Source organism: Streptomyces sp. NPDC002181, from assembly GCF_042890485.1.
In the GTDB taxonomy this organism is placed as follows: domain Bacteria; phylum Actinomycetota; class Actinomycetes; order Streptomycetales; family Streptomycetaceae; genus Streptomyces.
In genome coordinates, this window is the sequence record NZ_JBIASC010000004.1 from 463,180 (window position 1) to 480,085 (window position 16,906).

At 72.1% G+C, this 16,906-nt stretch carries 14 protein-coding genes; 8 read left to right on the plus strand and 6 right to left on the minus strand.

Translation table 11 applies throughout. The annotated features are described in order from the left end of the window. Positions 1-10 precede the first annotated feature (10 nt). Complete coding sequence (locus tag ACFYXV_RS14510; protein WP_385464146.1) at positions 11-1,462, minus strand: DHA2 family efflux MFS transporter permease subunit; 1,452 nt, start codon at positions 1,460-1,462, stop codon at positions 11-13. 64 nt (positions 1,463-1,526) lie between these two features. Here ACFYXV_RS14510 and dusB point away from each other — a divergent pair, with 64 nt between their 5' ends. The 5 genes from dusB to ACFYXV_RS14535 all read left to right on the plus strand — a co-directional run bounded on the left by dusB (position 1,527) and on the right by ACFYXV_RS14535 (position 8,427). Continuing rightward, positions 1,527-2,669 (plus strand): tRNA dihydrouridine synthase DusB, encoded by a 1,143-nt coding sequence (gene dusB / locus ACFYXV_RS14515; protein WP_389383024.1) that lies wholly within the window; start codon positions 1,527-1,529, stop codon positions 2,667-2,669. A gap of 376 nt (positions 2,670-3,045) precedes the next feature. Beyond that, positions 3,046-5,754, plus strand: a complete 2,709-nt coding sequence (ppdK, locus tag ACFYXV_RS14520; RefSeq protein WP_383342687.1) for a pyruvate, phosphate dikinase — start codon at positions 3,046-3,048, stop codon at positions 5,752-5,754. 388 nt (positions 5,755-6,142) lie between these two features. After that, a complete protein-coding gene (locus tag ACFYXV_RS14525) occupies positions 6,143-7,195 on the plus strand; it encodes a helix-turn-helix domain-containing protein (RefSeq protein WP_385464136.1) in 1,053 nt (350 codons plus the stop codon). A gap of 233 nt (positions 7,196-7,428) precedes the next feature. Then, positions 7,429-7,893 (plus strand): group III truncated hemoglobin, encoded by a 465-nt coding sequence (locus tag ACFYXV_RS14530; RefSeq protein WP_389383025.1) that lies wholly within the window; start codon positions 7,429-7,431, stop codon positions 7,891-7,893. Between the two features lie 129 nt (positions 7,894-8,022). Then, the gene (locus tag ACFYXV_RS14535) at positions 8,023-8,427 is read left to right on the plus strand and encodes a VOC family protein (protein ID WP_385464130.1); all 405 of its coding nucleotides are present in this window, start codon (positions 8,023-8,025) and stop codon (positions 8,425-8,427) included. A 6-nt stretch (positions 8,428-8,433) separates the two neighbouring features. Here the strand turns inward: ACFYXV_RS14535 and nirD are convergent, their stop codons facing one another. The 3 genes from nirD to ACFYXV_RS14550 are packed head-to-tail and all read right to left on the minus strand — an operon-like array spanning position 8,434 to position 12,691. Beyond that, the gene (gene nirD, locus ACFYXV_RS14540; RefSeq protein ID WP_383342675.1) at positions 8,434-8,784 is read right to left on the minus strand and encodes a nitrite reductase small subunit NirD; all 351 of its coding nucleotides are present in this window, start codon (positions 8,782-8,784) and stop codon (positions 8,434-8,436) included. After that, positions 8,781-11,357 (minus strand): nitrite reductase large subunit NirB, encoded by a 2,577-nt coding sequence (nirB, locus tag ACFYXV_RS14545; RefSeq protein ID WP_389383026.1) that lies wholly within the window; start codon positions 11,355-11,357, stop codon positions 8,781-8,783. The genes nirD and nirB overlap by 4 nt, the downstream gene beginning before the upstream one ends. A 2-nt stretch (positions 11,358-11,359) precedes the next feature. Continuing rightward, positions 11,360-12,691 (minus strand): NAD(P)/FAD-dependent oxidoreductase, encoded by a 1,332-nt coding sequence (locus ACFYXV_RS14550; RefSeq protein ID WP_389383027.1) that lies wholly within the window; start codon positions 12,689-12,691, stop codon positions 11,360-11,362. Positions 12,692-12,859: 168 nt separating this feature from the next. Between ACFYXV_RS14550 and ACFYXV_RS14555 the strand changes: the two genes are divergently transcribed. From ACFYXV_RS14555 to ACFYXV_RS14565, 3 genes are all read left to right on the plus strand, one after another. Beyond that, positions 12,860-14,155: a ferric reductase-like transmembrane domain-containing protein gene (locus tag ACFYXV_RS14555; RefSeq protein WP_389383028.1), complete on the plus strand. Its 1,296-nt coding sequence runs from the start codon at positions 12,860-12,862 to the stop codon at positions 14,153-14,155. A 79-nt stretch (positions 14,156-14,234) separates the two neighbouring features. Further along, positions 14,235-14,543, plus strand: a complete 309-nt coding sequence (locus ACFYXV_RS14560) for a hypothetical protein (protein WP_389383029.1) — start codon at positions 14,235-14,237, stop codon at positions 14,541-14,543. Between the two features lie 37 nt (positions 14,544-14,580). Continuing rightward, complete coding sequence (locus ACFYXV_RS14565) at positions 14,581-15,357, plus strand: sulfite exporter TauE/SafE family protein (RefSeq protein ID WP_385464115.1); 777 nt, start codon at positions 14,581-14,583, stop codon at positions 15,355-15,357. Positions 15,358-15,391: 34 nt separating this feature from the next. Here the strand turns inward: ACFYXV_RS14565 and ACFYXV_RS14570 are convergent, their stop codons facing one another. Both ACFYXV_RS14570 and ACFYXV_RS14575 read right to left on the minus strand, forming a co-directional pair. Continuing rightward, a complete protein-coding gene (locus ACFYXV_RS14570) occupies positions 15,392-16,012 on the minus strand; it encodes a class F sortase (RefSeq protein ID WP_385464112.1) in 621 nt (206 codons plus the stop codon). A 184-nt stretch (positions 16,013-16,196) separates the two neighbouring features. After that, positions 16,197-16,739, minus strand: a complete 543-nt coding sequence (locus ACFYXV_RS14575) for a hypothetical protein (RefSeq protein WP_385464109.1) — start codon at positions 16,737-16,739, stop codon at positions 16,197-16,199. Between the last annotated feature and the right edge of the window lie 167 nt (positions 16,740-16,906).

Consider the following 16,906-nt stretch of genomic DNA (forward strand, 5'->3'; position numbering starts at 1 on the left):
CCGCCGGGCCTCAGCCGCGCGGCGGAGCCGTCGCCCGCGAGGGCCCTGCCGCCGCCGCTTCCAGCGTGCGGGCCGTACGCTCCGCCGTCCCCATGGCCCACCGGCCGCTGGTCGCGGCGCCCACCACGAGCGCGAGCAGCCCGCAGCCCGTGATGATCCACCAGGCCGGCCGCGTCGCCTCGACGAAACCGGCGCCGCCCGCCGTCCCCGCCGCCAGGACCGCGCCGATCACGGCCACGCCCAGCGTGCCGCCGGTCTGCCTGCTGGTCGAGGCGACCGCGGCCGCCACCCCCGCCTGGGCCCGGGGCATGCCGGAGACCGCCGTATTGGTGATGGGCGCGTTCACCATGCCGAATCCGAGCCCGAACAGCACGTAGGCGGTGAACAGCAGCGGCGTCGAGGTCTCCGCCGAGAACGCGGCGAACAGCACCCCGCTCGCCGCCATGGCCGTTCCCGCGATCAGCAGCGACGGTCGCGGTCCGCGGTTGCCGACCAGCCGGCCCGACAGCGGGGCGCACAGGAAGGTCATCAGGGCCATCGGCAGCATGTAGAGCCCGGCGTCGAGCGCGCTGAGCCCCCGTACGTCCTGCAAGTACAGGGTGTTCAGGAAGAGGAACCCCGACAGCGCGGCGAAGGCGCCGATCGCGATCAGCGTCGCGCCGCTGAACGGAGCGCTCCGGAAGAACCGCGGGTCGATCAGCGGCTCCGTCCGCCGCGGCTCGTACACCAGCAGGCCCACCAGCGAGGCCACGGCCAGGGCCGCGCAGCCGAGGATGACCGGGGCGTTCCAGCCCGCGCTCGGCGCCTCGATGATCCCGTACGTCACGGAGCCGAGCAGGGCCATGACCAGCACCTGCCCCACCGGGTCCGGGCGGCGCGGGTGCGCGGCCCGGGACTCGGGGACGAACCGCAGGGTCAGCACCAGGGCAAGCAGCCCGATCGGGAGGTTGATCCAGAAGATGGACCGCCATCCGACGGACTCCACCAGGAGCCCGCCGATCAGCGGTCCCACGGCCATGGAGATGCCCACCACCGCGCCCCAGGCGCCGATGGCCCGGGCCCGCTCGCGGGGATCCGTGAAGGTGTTGGTGATGATCGACATGGCGACCGGGTTGAGCATCGACCCGCCCACGGCCTGGACCATCCGGAAGACGATCAGCCACTCCAGCGTCGGCGCCAGCGAGCAGAGCAGCGAGCCGGCCGTGAAGAACACCAGGCCCACGGTGAAGACCCTGCGGCGCCCGATCCGGTCCGCGGTGGAGCCCGCCAGCATCAGCAGCGAGGCCAGGACCAGCGTGTACGCGTCGATCGTCCACTGCATGCCGGAGACCGAGGCGCCCAGCTCGCGGCGCATCGAGGGCAGGGCGACGTTCAGGACGGTCACGTCGAGGCTGACGATGAGCAGGCTCATGCAGCAGATCGCCAGGACCAGCATCCGCCGTCGGCGGCTCAACTCCGACATGGTTCCGATAGTACGCCTAACTAAAGAGATGCGTGCCCCACTCCGTCTGGGCGACAATGGGGGGATGACCACGCTCCCCCCGCCGCTCGCGATCGGCCCGCACACCGTGCAGCCCCCCGTGGTGCTCGCCCCCATGGCCGGCATCACCAATGCCCCGTTCCGCACCCTCTGCCGGGAGTTCAGCGGCGGCAAGGGACTGTTCGTGAGCGAGATGATCACGACCCGCGCCCTGGTCGAGCGCAACGAGAAGACCATGCAGCTGATCCACTTCGACGAGACCGAGAAGCCTCGCTCGATCCAGCTGTACGGAGTGGATCCGGCGACGGTCGGCAAGGCGGTCCGCATGATCGTCGAAGAGGACCGCGCCGACCACATCGACCTCAACTTCGGCTGCCCCGTCCCCAAGGTGACCCGCAAGGGCGGCGGCTCGGCCCTCCCGTACAAGCGGAACCTGCTGCGCGCGATCCTGCGCGAGGCCGTCGCGGGCGCCGGCGACCTGCCGGTCACGATGAAGATGCGCAAGGGCATCAACGACGACCACCTCACCTACCTGGACGCCGGCCGCATCGCCGTCGAGGAGGGCGTCACCGCCATCGCCCTGCACGGGCGCACCACGGCCCAGCACTACGGCGGCACCGCCGACTGGGACGCCATCGCGCGGCTCAAGGAGCACGTCCCGGAGATCCCCGTGCTCGGCAACGGCGACATCTGGTGCGCCGAGGACGCGCTGCGCATGGTCCGCGAGACCGGCTGCGACGGCGTGGTCGTCGGGCGCGGCTGCCTGGGCCGCCCGTGGCTGTTCAACGACCTGGTCGCGGCCTTCGAGGGGCGCCCGGAGGACTTCCACAAGCCCACGCTGCGCGAGGTCGCGGGCACCATGCACCGGCACGCCCAGCTGCTGGGGGAGTGGATCGGCGACGAGACGCGCGGGGTGATCGACTTCCGTAAGCACGTGGCCTGGTACCTCAAGGGCTTCTCGGTGGGTTCCGAGATGCGGAAGAAGCTGGCGGTCACCTCGTCCCTGGCCGAGCTGAACGCTCATCTGAGCGAGCTCGACCTGGACCAGGCGTGGCCCGACAGCGCGGACGGTCCGCGCGGCCGGACGTCCGGAAACAACCGGGTTGTCCTCCCGGATGGCTGGCTGAAGGATCCTTACGACTGTGCGGGCGTGAGTGAGGATGCGGAACTGGACACGTCCGGGGGCTGAGAATCAGCTGACAAACTCTGCCACCGGCGGCGTGACATACGCCACGCATGGGTGGGGTTGCGCTCACATGAGCGCGAAAATCACGGGTATGACTTCCAAAGGGTGGCACTGGGTGCCACCCTTTGTTTGTTCAAGACTTGAACGCAAATGTATCGATGATCGCTCATCCGAGCGGAAACAGGCCTCAGGAGGCTCTCCCCCCTTCGGGAGGTGAACGCTCTTCGTATGTTCCGGCTACTCATCGGTTACTTTCGATCTGGTGGCGCACGGGTGGTTACAGCCACATGACGACCAAGTGGACGTACCCAGAAGCCTTCGATCTGGGTATGTTCCTGGCCGTCAGGGCAGCCACCGAGTCCTCGAGGAGTCGAGACCCGTGTCGGAAAACAAAGATCAGAAGTTCGTCTACGACTTCACCGAGGGAAACCGCGACCTCAAGGACCTTCTCGGCGGCAAGGGGGCCAACCTCGCCGAGATGACCAACCTGGGTCTGCCGGTCCCTCCCGGCTTCACCATCACCACCGAGGCCTGCAAGGTCTACCTCGCCAGCGGTGAGGCCCCGGCCGCGCTGCGCGACGAGGTCAGCGCCCACCTGGCGGCCCTCGAAGCGAAGATGGGCAAGAAGCTCGGCCAGTCGGACGACCCGCTGCTGGTCTCCGTGCGCTCCGGCGCCAAGTTCTCGATGCCGGGCATGATGGACACGGTCCTCAACATCGGCCTCTCCGACGAGTCGGTCGCCGGCCTCGCCTCCCAGGCCGGCAACGAGCGCTTCGCGTGGGACTCGTACCGCCGCCTCATCCAGATGTTCGGCAAGACCGTCCTGGACGTGGACGGCGAGCTCTTCGAGGAGGCCCTCGACGAGGCCAAGGCCGCCAAGAAGGTCACCGTCGACACCGACCTCGACGCCGCCGACCTCAAGAAGCTGGTCACCCGCTTCAAGAAGATCGTCGCCAAGCAGGCCGGCCGCGAGTTCCCGCAGGACGCCCGCGAGCAGCTCGACCTCGCCGTCGAGGCGGTCTTCAACTCCTGGAACACCGACCGCGCCAAGCTCTACCGCCGCCAGGAGCGCATCCCGAGCGACCTGGGCACCGCGGTCAACATCTGCTCCATGGTCTTCGGCAACCTCGGCCCCGACTCCGGCACCGGCGTCGCCTTCACCCGCGACCCGGCCAGCGGCCACGCGGGCGTCTACGGCGACTACCTGCAGAACGCCCAGGGCGAGGACGTCGTCGCGGGCATCCGCAACACCGTCCCGCTGGCGGACCTGGAGACCATCGACAAGGCCTCCTACGACCAGCTCATGACGATCATGACGACGCTGGAGACCCACTACAAGGATCTCTGCGACATCGAGTTCACGATCGAGCGCGGCCAGCTGTGGATGCTGCAGACCCGCGTCGGCAAGCGCACCGCCGGCGCCGCCTTCCGCATCGCCACCCAGCTCGTGGACCAGGGCCTCATCGACGAGGCCGAGGCCCTCCAGCGCGTCAACGGCGCCCAGCTCGCGCAGCTGATGTTCCCCCGCTTCGACGAGGGCGCCAGCACCGAGCTGCTCGGCCGCGGCATCGCCGCCTCCCCGGGCGCGGCCGTCGGCAAGGCCGTCTTCGACTCGTACACGGCCGTCAAGTGGTCCCGCTCCGGCGAGAAGGTCATCCTGATCCGCCGCGAGACCAACCCGGACGACCTGGACGGCATGATCGCCGCCGAGGGCATCCTGACCTCGCGCGGCGGCAAGACCTCGCACGCCGCCGTCGTGGCCCGCGGCATGGGCAAGACCTGCGTCTGCGGCGCCGAGGACCTGGAGGTCGACACCAAGCGCCGCCGCATGACGGTCGGCGGCAAGGTGATCGAGGAGGGCGACGTCGTCTCGATCGACGGCTCCACCGGCAAGGTCTACCTCGGTGAGGTACCCGTCGTACCGTCCCCGGTCGTCGAGTACTTCGAGGGCCGCATGCACGCCGGCGCCGACGACGCCGACGAGCTGGTCCAGGCCGTGCACCGGATCATGGCCTACGCGGACCGCGTCCGCCGGCTGCGGGTGCGCGCCAACGCCGACAACGCCGAGGACGCGCTGCGCGCCCGCCGTTTCGGCGCCCAGGGCATCGGCCTGTGCCGCACCGAGCACATGTTCCTCGGCGAGCGCCGCGAGCTGGTCGAGCACCTGATCCTCGCCGACACCGACAAGGAGCGCGAGGAGGCACTGAGTGCCCTCCTGCCGCTCCAGAAGAAGGACTTCGTCGAGCTGTTCGAGGCGATGGACGGACTGCCCGTCACCGTCCGCCTCCTCGACCCGCCGCTGCACGAGTTCCTGCCCGACATCACCGAGCTGTCGGTGCGCGTCGCCCTCGCCGAGGCCCGCAAGGACGCCAACGAGAACGACCTGCGCCTGCTCCAGGCCGTGCACAAGCTGCACGAGCAGAACCCGATGCTGGGTCTGCGCGGTGTCCGCCTCGGCCTGGTCATCCCCGGCCTGTTCGCCATGCAGGTCCGGGCGATCGCCGAGGCCGCGGCCGAGCGCAAGAACGCCAAGGGCGACCCGCGCGCCGAGATCATGGTCCCGCTCGTGGGCACGGTCCAGGAGCTGGAGATCGTCCGCGAGGAGGCCGACGCGGTCATCGCCGAGGTCGAGGCCGCCACCGGCACCAGCCTCAAGCTGTCCATCGGCACGATGATCGAGCTGCCCCGCGCCGCCCTCACGGCCGGGCAGATCGCCGAGGCCGCGCAGTTCTTCTCCTTCGGCACGAACGACCTGACCCAGACGGTGTGGGGCTTCTCCCGCGACGACGTCGAGGCCAGCTTCTTCACCGCGTACCTGGAGAAGGGCATCTTCGGGGTCTCGCCCTTCGAGACCATCGACAAGGACGGTGTCGGCGCGCTGGTCCGCAGTGCGGTCCAGGCCGGCCGGGAGACCCGTCCCGACCTCAAGCTCGGAGTCTGCGGAGAGCACGGCGGCGACCCCGAGTCCGTCCACTTCTTCCACGAGGTGGGTCTCGACTACGTCTCCTGCTCGCCGTTCCGGATCCCGGTGGCGCGTCTGGAGGCCGGCCGTGCCGCCGCCGAGTCGAAGGGCAGCGACAGCCGCTGAGCCCCTCCAGGCCTGACACGGCCCGCTGACTGCGCGTCCGCCCCCGGGTTCCCTGACCCCCGAGGGCGGACGCGCATCTTTATGTTGTTCAACAAATCTTTACGCCAGCAGGCGGTGGACGGATCCCCACCCGTCCACCGCCTGCCGGCAATCTGCCAGGCACGTCGGCGCTTCCCGGTGCGACCGACCGCCAGGCCCCGCAAAGCCCCCCACGGCCTTCACGGAGCGTTTCGGTCGCATCGGAGTGTGCCTGGCGGAGTACAGGATTTCGGTTGTCACGCCCCCGCCGAAAGGGGTTTCAACTGTGGCCGAAAGGGCGTGGTGACGTCGTGTGACGGCATGCATACTCATGGAGCGGGGGGATTGCGGTTGCACAGGTGGGGGTTCGGTGCTGCGTATCCATTTCACTGGAGTGGACCTGGCACGCGTACGGATGGCAGGGCGTCCCGATGCGTTGTGGGAAACGATTCTGAGTTTTCACCGCTTAAGAGACCGGCGTGATGCGCGGCTCTTCGGTGAATGGCGTACGGAAACCCGGAGCAGGTTGAATAGTGAAACACGTTTGCTCGGTGCGCTCATACCGAGTCGTGGTTATTTTCCCGATTTCCTGACCCCTGTGGAGGGGCAGTACGGGTGGGACGTGGGGCTCGACGCCCTGCGCGGGATCCGTCCCGAGCGGATGCGGCGCGAGCTGGCGCTGCTCGGCGCGGGCACCGGCGTGGGGGCGGCGTTCGGCATGCCCTCGGCCGTCAGCGGGGGTGCCGACGCATCGGTCCCGCGACGGCTGCGGGACTTCATGGAAGGCGGCACCAAGCACCTGCCCAGGCTGCTGGGCGAACTGCGCGGCTACCACCGGGCGGCCGTGGAGCCGTACTGGACGCACATCCAGGCCCAGATCGAGGCCGAGCGGGCCGCGCGCGGCCGGGCCCTGCTGGACGGGGGCGCGGACGAACTGCTGGCCTCGCTGCCGCCGATGCTGCGCTGGCGGGCGCCGGTCCTGGAGTGCGACTACCCGGTGGACCGGGACGTACGGCTGCGGGGGCGCGGGCTGCTGCTCCAGCCGTCCTTCTTCTGCCGGCGCACCGCCGTGACCCTGCACGACCCGGAGCTGCCGCCGGTGCTGGTCTACCCGGCTGCGGCGCAGCTGGCCTCTGCGCCCGGCTCGGGCGAATCGATTCGGCCCCTGGAGGAGCAGCGCCAGCGCACGCTGGGCAAGCTCGTCGGGCACACCCGTTCGGTGGTGCTGCGGGCCATCGGCGACGGGGCCACCACCAGTGAGCTCGCCCGCCGGGCCGGGGTCTCGCTGGCCTCCGCGAGCCAGCACGCCTGCGTGATGCGCGAGGCGGGCCTGGTCACCACCCTGCGCCGGGGCAACGCCGTCCTGCACACGGTGACCCCGCTGGGGGCCGCGCTGCTCAAGGGCGGAGCGGTGGCCTCCTAGCCCTGCCAGGGCCTCCGGGGCGCGACGGGGCCTCCAGGCCCCCTCACGCCCTCCTGGCCCGGCCGGGGCCTTCCCGGTCCTGTCGAGGGCCCCGGCCCCGTCAGAGGGCCCCCGCCCCGTCATACGGGCGGGGGCCCGCATGGGCGGCCCGTTCGCCCGCGATCCGCACGAAGTGACGAACGGCGGGACTTTCCGCCCTGGCACACCCCCGCGTGCGCCAAGATGGTGAAGCCATGAACCAGTTCGCCGCGGATCACGACATCTCCGGCCGCGCCGACCTCACCGTCGTGCTGCGCCGCTTCTACACGGCCGCCTTCGCCGACCGGCGGATCGGGCCGTTCTTCACCGAGATCGCCGGCACGGACCTGGAGGTCCACCTGCCGCGCATCACGGATTTCTGGGAGCGCGCCCTGTTCCGTACGGCCGGCTACGGGCGCGACGCCTTCGCCCCGCACGCCGCCCTGCACGCGGCGCGGACGATGACCGCCGAGGACTTCGGGCGCTGGGTGCAGCTGTGGAACGCCGCCGTCGACGGCCTGCACCGCGGGCCGAACGCGGAGCGGGCCAAGGCGACGGGCGAGCGGATCGCCCTGGCCCTGCACAAGCGGCTGGCCGGCCCCGACCCGGCGCTGCTCCGGCGTCAGGACACCCGCGGCTTCGTCCCGCTGGCCGCCCTGGAGCTCCGCTCCACGGCCTGACCAGGGCGGATGCGCCTCGCAGTGAGGCTCGTGGAAAAGTTTCCGCGGGAGCGATGAGTTTTCCCGGAGCCCCCGGTCTACCTCTCGAAAGCGCACACGAGACGCACACACGAGAGAAGAGGCACCGAGATGCCCACCATGATCTTCGTCAACCTGCCGGCCAAGGACATCGAGGCCGCCAAGGCGTTCTGGGTCAAGCTCGGCTACTCCTTCAACCCCCAGTTCAGCGACGAGAACACCGGCTGCCTCGTCATCAGCGACACGATCTTCGCGATGCTGATGACCGAGGCCCGCTTCAAGGACTTCGCCACCAAGGAGGTCGCGGACGCCACCAAGACCACCGAGGTCATGCTCGCCCTGAGCGCGGAGAGCCGGGAGCAGGTCGACGAGGTGCTCGGCGCCGCCCTCGCGGCGGGCGCCACCGAGCCCCGTCCGGCCCAGGACCTCGGCTTCATGTACGGCCGTGCTTTCGAGGACCTGGACGGCCACGTCTGGGAGTTCGTCTGGATGGACCCGGCGGCCGTCCAGGGCTGATGCCCGCTACGCCACCGCCACCGCCGCCGAGGTCACGGCGGTCCGCACCGGGTAGGTCCGGACCGCCGCCGCCTCGTCGTCCAGGCAGCGCCCCGACACGAGGTCGAAGCGCTGCTTGAGCAGCGGAGAGGCCACGAAGGGCCGGCCCTCCGCGCACCCGATCAGCCCCCGCGAGAGCACGGCCGCCCCGGTGAACGGATCCCGGTTGTCGATGGCGTACGTACTCCCCGACCGGGTGATGAACACCGCGGCCTGGCTCCCGTCGGGGAGCAGTACCGCGACCCCCCGTCCGGGGGTCAGGTCGGACAGTTCGCACACCGTCAGCCAGCCTTCGGCCGCCTGCAGTTCCACGGTCATCGGTTGCCTCCCACGGCCTCCAGCGGCCGGATGTCGAGAATGGTCAGGTCGGGCTTGACCTGGTCGCGTTCGGGGACGAACTTCACGGTCGGGTCGGGGGCGCCGGGCGCGTTCACGAAGGACACGAACCGGCGCAGCCGCTCCGGGTCCTGGAGGGTCTCGGCCCATTCGTCGCGGTAGTGGGCCACGTGGTCGGCCATCAGCGCCTCCAGCTCCGCGCACAGCCCGAGCGAGTCGTGCACGACCACGTCCCGCAGGTGGTCCAGGCCGCCCTCCAGCCGGTCCAGCCAGGTGGAGGTGCGCTCCAGCCGGTCCGCCGTGCGGATGTAGAACATCAGGAACCGGTCGATGAGCCGCACCAGTTCGGCGTCCGACAGGTCCTGGGCCAGCAGATCGGCATGGCGCGGGGTGGCCCCGCCGTTGCCGCCGACGTACAGGTTCCAGCCATTGGCCGTGGCGATCACCCCGAAGTCCTTGCTCTGTGCCTCCGCGCACTCGCGCGCGCAGCCGGAGACCGCCGACTTGAGCTTGTGCGGGGCGCGCAGGCCCCGGTAGCGCAGCTCCAGGTCGATGGCCATGCGGACCGAGTCCTGGACCCCGTACCGGCACCAGGTCTGGCCCACGCAGGACTTCACCGTGCGCAGTGCCTTCCCGTACGCGTGTCCCGACTCGAACCCGGCCTCCACGAGCCGGGCCCAGATCCGCGGGAGCTGGTCCACGCTGGCCCCGAAGAGGTCGATGCGCTGGCCGCCGGTGATCTTCGTGTAGAGCCCGAAGTCGCGGGCCACCTCGCCGATCACGATGAGCTTGTCGGGGGTGATCTCGCCGCCGGGGATGCGCGGGACCACCGAGTACGAGCCGTTGCGCTGGAGGTTCGCCAGGAAGTGGTCGTTGGTGTCCTGGAGGGCGGCCTGCTCCCCGTCGAGGACGTAGCCGCTCGCCCCGAGGGTGGGGGCGAGCGAGGCGATGATCGAGCCGACGGTGGGCTTGCAGACCTCGCAGCCGTTGCCGCCGCGGGCCTTCTCCCGGCCGTGGCCGTCGAGGAGCTGCTCGAACGAGGTCAGCCGGCGGGTGCGGACGATCTCGTAGAGCTCCGCCCGGGTGAAGGGGAAGCAGCCGCACAGCCCCTTGTCGGTGGCCGCGGGCAGCAGCTGGCCGATCGTCTTGATGCAGCTGCCGCAGCCGGTGCCCGCCTTGGTGCACTGCTTGACCTCGGGGAGGGTGGCGCAGGCGGTGATCGCCTTCTTGGTGACGTTGTGGCAGGAGCAGATCACCGCGGAGTCGGGCAGCGCCGACGGGCCGAGCGCGACGGGCGCGCCGAGGCCGGCGGGCAGGACCAGCTGGTCGGGGCTGACCGGCGGGACGCTGCCGGTCAGCGGGCGCAGCAGGCCGTACGCGTCGGCGTCGCCGACCAGCACCCCGCCGAGGAGGACCCCGTCGGGGGAGACGACCAGCTTCTTGTAGACCCCGGAACGGGAGTCGGAGTAGACGACGTCGAGGCTGTCGGGGGCCGTGCCGTGGGCGTCGCCGAAGGAGGCCACGTCCACGCCGAGCAGTTTGAGCTTGGTGGAGAGGTCGGCCCCGGTGAACTCCTTGTCCCGGCCCAGCAGGTCCTCGGCGGCCGTCTCGGCCATCTCGTACCCGGGGCCGACCAGCCCGTACACCCGGCCGTCGGCGGCCAGCGCGCACTCGCCGATCGCGTAGACGCGCGGGTCGGACGTGCGGCAGCGGGCGTCGACGCCGATGCCGCCGCGCTCGCCGACGGTCAGGCCCGAGGTCCGGGCGAGGTGGTCGCGGGGGCGGACCCCGGCGGAGAAGACGACGAGGTCGGTGTCGACGGTGGAGCCGTCGGAGAGCCGCATGCCGGTGACGGAGCCGTCCGCTCCGGTGAGCACCTCCTGGGTGCCGACCCCGGTGTGGACGGTGAGTCCCATCGACTCGATGGTGCGCAGCAGGGCCGCGCCGCCGCCGTCGTCGACCTGGACGGGCATCAGGCGCGGGGCGAACTCGACGACGCGGGTGGCGAGCCCGAGACCGTTGAGGGCGCCGGCCGCCTCCAGCCCGAGGAGCCCGCCGCCCACGACGGCGCCGCTGGGGGTCCCCCCGGACGAAGTCCGGGGGAGGGATCTGGCGTACTCCTCGATCGCGAGCAGGTCCTCGATGGTGCGGTAGACGAAGCAGCCGGGGGCGTCCTTGCCGGGGACCGGCGGTACGAAGGGGTAACTGCCGGTCGCGAGGACCAGCACGTCGTACGGGATCACCCGCCCGGAGCGGGAGGTGACGGTGCGGGCGCCGCGGTCGATCGACTCGGCGGGGTCGCCGAGGTGCAGCTCGATCCCGTGCTGCTCCATGAACCCGGCCGGGGTGAGGGAGAGGTCCTCGGGGGTGCTGCCGGAGAAGTACGAGGTGAGGTGGACGCGGTCGTACGCGGGCCGGGGCTCCTCGCAGAGCACGGTGATCCGGTGCGTTGCGGTGGCCCCGCGCTCGGCGAGGGCCTCCAGGTAGCGCTGGCCGACCATGCCGTGGCCGATGAGCACGATGGCGGGGGTGGGCGTGGGCGTGGCTGCGGCCATGATCAGGAGCCTCCGTCGTCGGTGAGCAGGTGGAACAGGTCGGTCAGGGTCTCGGCGTCCTGCCAGCTGCGGGCGAGGGCGCCCACGGTGGAGAGTTCGCCGAGCAGGACCCCGCCGACGAGGCGGTCGCCGCGCACGACGACCTTCCGGTAGGTCCGGCGGGTGGCGTCGGCGAGGCGGACCACGTCGTCGCCGGGCAGCGCGGTGGTCTCGCCGAAGGCGGCGAGGTCGAGCGTGCCGGTGGTGGTGCCTGCGGTGGCGGTGTTCGCGGTGGCTGTGCCTGCGGCGGGGGTGGTGAGGGTGAGGCGGGTGAGGGCGCGGGTTCCGGTGTATCCGGGGGCGGTGGCGCCGCTCAGCTGCTGTGCCAGGGCGTCGGCCTGGTCCAGCGCGGGGCCCGCGAGGCCGTACACCCGGCCGGCGTGCTCGGCGCAGTCGCCGATGGCGTGGACCCTGGGGTCGCTGGTCCGCAGCCGGTCGTCCACGACGATCCCGGTGCGTACGTCGAGCCCGGCGGCGAGCGCGAGACCGGTGCGGGGGCGCACGCCGCAGGCGAGTACGACGACCTCGCCATCGAGCCGGTACCCGTCGGCGAACTCGACGCCGTTGACGCGCCGCCCGCCTGCGGGGCCGCGCGTGGTCGTCAGGCCGCGCACCCGGCACTGCGTGTGGATCTCGATGCCGAGTGCGGTCAGATGGGCGTGCAGCAGCGCCGAGGCTTCCGCGTCCAGCTGGCGCTCCATCAGGCGCTCGCCCTGCTGGGCCAGGACCACCTGGGCGCCGCGCTCGGCCAGGGCGCGGGCGGCGGAGACGCCGAGGAGGCCGCCGCCGATCACCACCGCGCGCACCCCGGGCCGTACGGCCACCGCGGCCGACAGCGCGAGGCAGTCGTCCATGGTGCGGAACGCGTGGACCCCGTCGGGCAGTTCCCGCCCTTGAGGCTCGAACAGCCCGCGCAGCGGCGGGAGGACCGCGTTCGAGCCCGTGGCCAGGACCAGCGTGTCGTACCGCTCGGTGCTGCCGTCGTCGCAGTGGACCGTCCGGTCGGCGCGGTCGACGCGGACCGCCCGCACGCCCCGCCGCAGGACCGGGCCGGGGTCGGGGAGGGCGGTCACCTCCGGTGCGTACCGGCCGGCCAGGACCTCCGCCAGCAGGACCCGGTTGTACGGGACGTGCGACTCCTCGCCGAGCACGGTCACCTGCGCACCCGTACTCGTACCCGTACCTGCCCCCGTACCGCCTGTACCCGTACCCGTGTCGGCGCCCAGCCGCGCGGCGAGCCGCAGGCCCGCGAGGCCGCCGCCGATCACCACCACACGCTGCTGTTCCGAGGTCATGGGACGAGCGTGCGCGTCCGCTGTTTCCCCGCCGCATCGCCCCTGTTACCCGGACGGAACGCGTACCTCAGCGCCCGGGTTAAGGGTCGGTGAGGCGTCCCTCAAGGGCGGCTTAAGGATCGGTTCGGGCAGCTCAGAGGCGCGTTGACCGCCCTTAGCGTGAGCCGTGTGCGAGATGCGGCGATGCGGGTCAAGGGCGGGATGCTCGGCGGGGCGGGGCTGGTGGCGCTGGTGTGGGCGGCCCAGGTGCGGCCCTCCGCGCGGCTCGACGCGCTCTTCGCGACCGCCGCCCACCTGACCGGCCTGCTCGCCGGCTACGGGGTGCTCGTCCTGCTCTTCCTGATGGCCCGGGTACCCGCCGTCGAGCACGGCGTGGGCGCCGACCGGCTCGCCCGCTGGCACGCCCGGGGCGGCCGGCACGTGCTCCTGCTCTGCTTCGGACACGCCCTCCTCGCCCTGTTCGGATACGCCGTCCACCAAGGCGTCGACGTGGTCTCCGCCGTCCGGGAGCTGCTCGGCTACCCCGCGCTGGCCGCCGCCTCCGCCGGGACGGCCCTGCTGGCCGCCGTCGGCGTGAGCTCCGCCCGGGCCGTACGCCGCCGCGTCAGCCACGAAACCTGGCGCGGGGTGCACCTCCTCGTCTACCTCGCCGCCTCCCTGGCCTTCGGCCACCAGCTCGCCGGGCCCGATCTCGCCCCGGCCGGCTGGTTCTGGGCCCTCGCCCACGCCACCGTCGCCGTCCTGCTGCTCTGGTACCGGGCCGTGGTCCCCGTACGGCAGGCCCTGCGGCACGCGCTGCGGGTGGCCGAGGTGCGCGTCGAGGGCCCCGGGGTGGTCTCCGTCGTCGTGTGCGGGCGGCACCTGGCGGAACTGCGCGCGGAGCCCGGCCAGTTCCTGCGCTGGCGGTTCCTGCAACGCCGCCTGTGGCACACCGCCCTGCCGTTCTCGCTGTCCGCTCCGGTCCAGGGCCACGCCCTGCGGATCACCGTGAAGGCGCTCGGCGGGCATTCCCGGCGGATCCGCCGGCTGCGTCCCGGGACCAGGGTCATCGCCACCGGGCCGTTCGGGGCGCTGACCGCCGCCCGGCGGACCCGGGCCAAGGTGCTGCTGATCGCGGGCGGCGTCGGCATCACGCCGATGCGGGCGCTGTTCGAGACGCTGCCCGGCGGGCCGGGGGACATCACCCTGCTCTACCGGGCCGGGGCCGCGGAGCACTTGGTGCTGCGCTCCGAGCTGGAGGCCATCGCAGCCGAGCGGCAGGCCGGGCTGCACTACCTGCTCGGGTCCTCCGACGACGCCTACGATCCGCTGGCCCCGCAGGCGCTGCTCGCGCTCGTACCGGACCTCACCGGGCACGACGTCTACCTGTGCGGGCCGCCGGGAATGGCCGAGGCGACGCGGAGCGCGCTGCTGCGGGCCGGGGTGCCGGCCGGGCGCGTCCATTCCGAGTGCTTCAGCTTCTGACCCCCTTCCCCCCTTCCCCCCTTCCCTCTTCCGCTTTCCGACTCCGCCCCGCCCCGTGATTCCGAGAGGCCGCCGCGCCATGCGCCATCCGCTCCACGTCCCGCTGTCCGTACCGGTCGCGGCTCCCGGTGCCGCCGCCCCCGCCCCCGCCGCGCCCGCGGTACCCGCCGCCCGGCACCGGGGGCACCGGCGCCCCTCCGCCCTGCGGACGGGCGCGGCCGCACTGGCCGCCGTACCGCCCGCGCGGCGGCTCGCGGCCGGGCTCGGGCTGGCCAGCGTGCTGGCCGCGACGGCGCTGACGGCGACGGTGAACCCGGCCGCCCCGGCGGCCCCTGACCGGGTGCCTGCCCGGCAAAGCTCAACCTTTGCGCAAGTTTCCGGGGATTGATGGGCTGTGCACCCATCGGCTCCATAGGGTCGTGACCGTGCCTGACATATCAACGACCATGATCATCGTGCTGTGCGTGGCCGCGGCCGCGGCCGGCTGGATCGACGCCGTGGTGGGCGGCGGCGGACTGCTGCTCCTGCCCGCCCTGCTCCTCGGCCTGCCGAACGCCCAGCCCGCCGCCGTGCTCGGCACCAACAAGGCCGTGGCGATCGTCGGCACCGCGGGAGCGGCGGTGACGTACGTACGCAAGGCCCCGGTGAACGTGAAGCTCGCCGTCCGGATCGGCCTCGCCGCGCTCGCCGGCTCCATGGGCGGGGCCGCGCTGGCCGGCGGGATCAGCAAGGACACCATGCGCCCGCTCATCATGGGCGTACTCGTGGTCGTCGCGGGCATCGTGATCTTCAAGCCGGGCTTCGGCACCGCCCCCTCGACCGCGCCCGTCAGCCGGCAGCGGGTGCTGCTCGCCATCGGGCTCGCCGGCCTCGGCATCGGGTTCTACGACGGTCTCATCGGGCCCGGCACCGGCACCTTCCTGGTGCTGGCCCTCACCGCGCTGCTCCACCTCGACCTGGTGAGCGCCTCCGCGACCGCCAAGATCGTCAACTGCTGCACGAACGCCGGGGCGCTCGCGATGTTCGCGTACCAGGGGATGGTGCTGTGGCAGCTGGCCGCGCTGATGGCGGTGTTCAACCTGGCGGGCGGCATGGTCGGAGCTCGGATGGCGCTGAAGAAGGGCAGCGGGTTCGTGCGCGGCGTGCTGCTGACGGTGGTCGGCGCACTGGTGATCAAGCTCGGTCTGGAGCAGTGGGGCTGACCGGCCGGGCCGGGCTCTGAGCTCAGCGGACCCCTCAGCGGGTGCCGGTGAGATGGGCGAAGACGACCACGTTGCCCTGGTAGCCGGTTCGGGGCGAGAAGCCCCCGCCGCAGGTGATCACCCGGAGCTCGGCGCGCGGCGAGGGCCCGTACACGCGGGAGTCGGGGAAGCGGTCGGCTTCGTACACCTCGACCGCGTGGACGGTGAACACGGCGGTACGTCCGTCCGCGCGCGGCACCTCGATCGTGGCTCCGCGGTGCAGCGCGCCCAGGTGGTAGAAGACCGAGGGGCCGGTCGCGTGGTCGACGTGGCCCACGATGACGGCGGTGCCGACGGCTCCGGGGGTGGTGCCGTCCCGGTACCAGCCCGCCAGGTCGCGGCGGGCGGGCGGCGGTACTTCGATGCTCCCGTCCGGGCCGAGGCCCAGTCCGGTCAGCGGGGCGTCCACCCGGATGGACGGGATCTCGATCCTGCTCGGCGGGGATCCGGGGAGCGGGTCGATGCTGCCGGGGTAGTGCGCCTGCGTGCCCAGCGCATCGGCGGGGGAGGGCAGCGGGGGACCGATCGACTGGCTGGAGCCGCTGCCGACGAGCCAGACGCCGACGCAGGCGGCGAGCGCGACGAGTCCGCCGCGGCCGGCCTGGCCTCTGCCCATGGGTGCCCCCTGGCGGTGAGTTCCGGTCCGTGTTCGGTGCGGCGGGCCTGGCGCGGCGGTTCTCCGCGCGGCCGCCTTCCGGCCTGCAGGCCGTCGCCCGGCCCCGCGAACGGGGGGACCTCGCGGGGCGGGCGACGGGGGACGGTACCGGTCGGACCGCGGCCGCAGCCGCGGTGGGCGTCCGTCAGCTCCGCGTGCCGCTCGCCCGGCGACGCAGGAGCCAGGTACCGCCGACGGCGGCCGCGGCCAGTACGACCGCTCCCGCCGTGATCTTGGTGGGGTCGACGGTGGTGGTCGTCCCGCCACCCACCCCGGTGCTGACGTGGCCCTTGGGGCCGCGTTCGGTGACGACGAGATCGCCGGTGGCGAATTTCCCGTCGGCGCAGGTCGCGCCAATGCTGTACGTGCCCGGGCGAATGCCGCGGGCGATTTGGAATTGTCCGATGACCACTTCTTTATGGGTGCCGGGGACCAGCTTGAAGCGGCCACCGCCGACCGTGGTGGCATCCCCGTCGGCGTGGCCGCCGACGCCGCAGGCGGTGGTGTTCACGGTGACACTGGCTCCGGGAACGGCGTTTTTCGGCCAGACTTCCAGCTTCGCGAAGTCGCCGGGGGCGAAACCCGCCGTGCCGAGCTCCGCGGCGGCGACCGCCCCGGCGACCGGGCCCGTGAACGCGGCGGCGGTCAGCACGGTGGCGGTGAGCACGTGGGCGGTGCGTCGGCGCATGGGGGCTCCTGGAGACACGGGGTCGTGATCCCGAGGAAACCCGGCCCGGCCGTGACGCGCATGCCGATGTTCCGTCAGATCCTGCCGTATCGCTCCCGTTTGCGCAGGTCAAGGCCCTGACTTCGGCCATCGGGGGGTGTCACGCCGTCCGGGTGAGACAGGGCCGA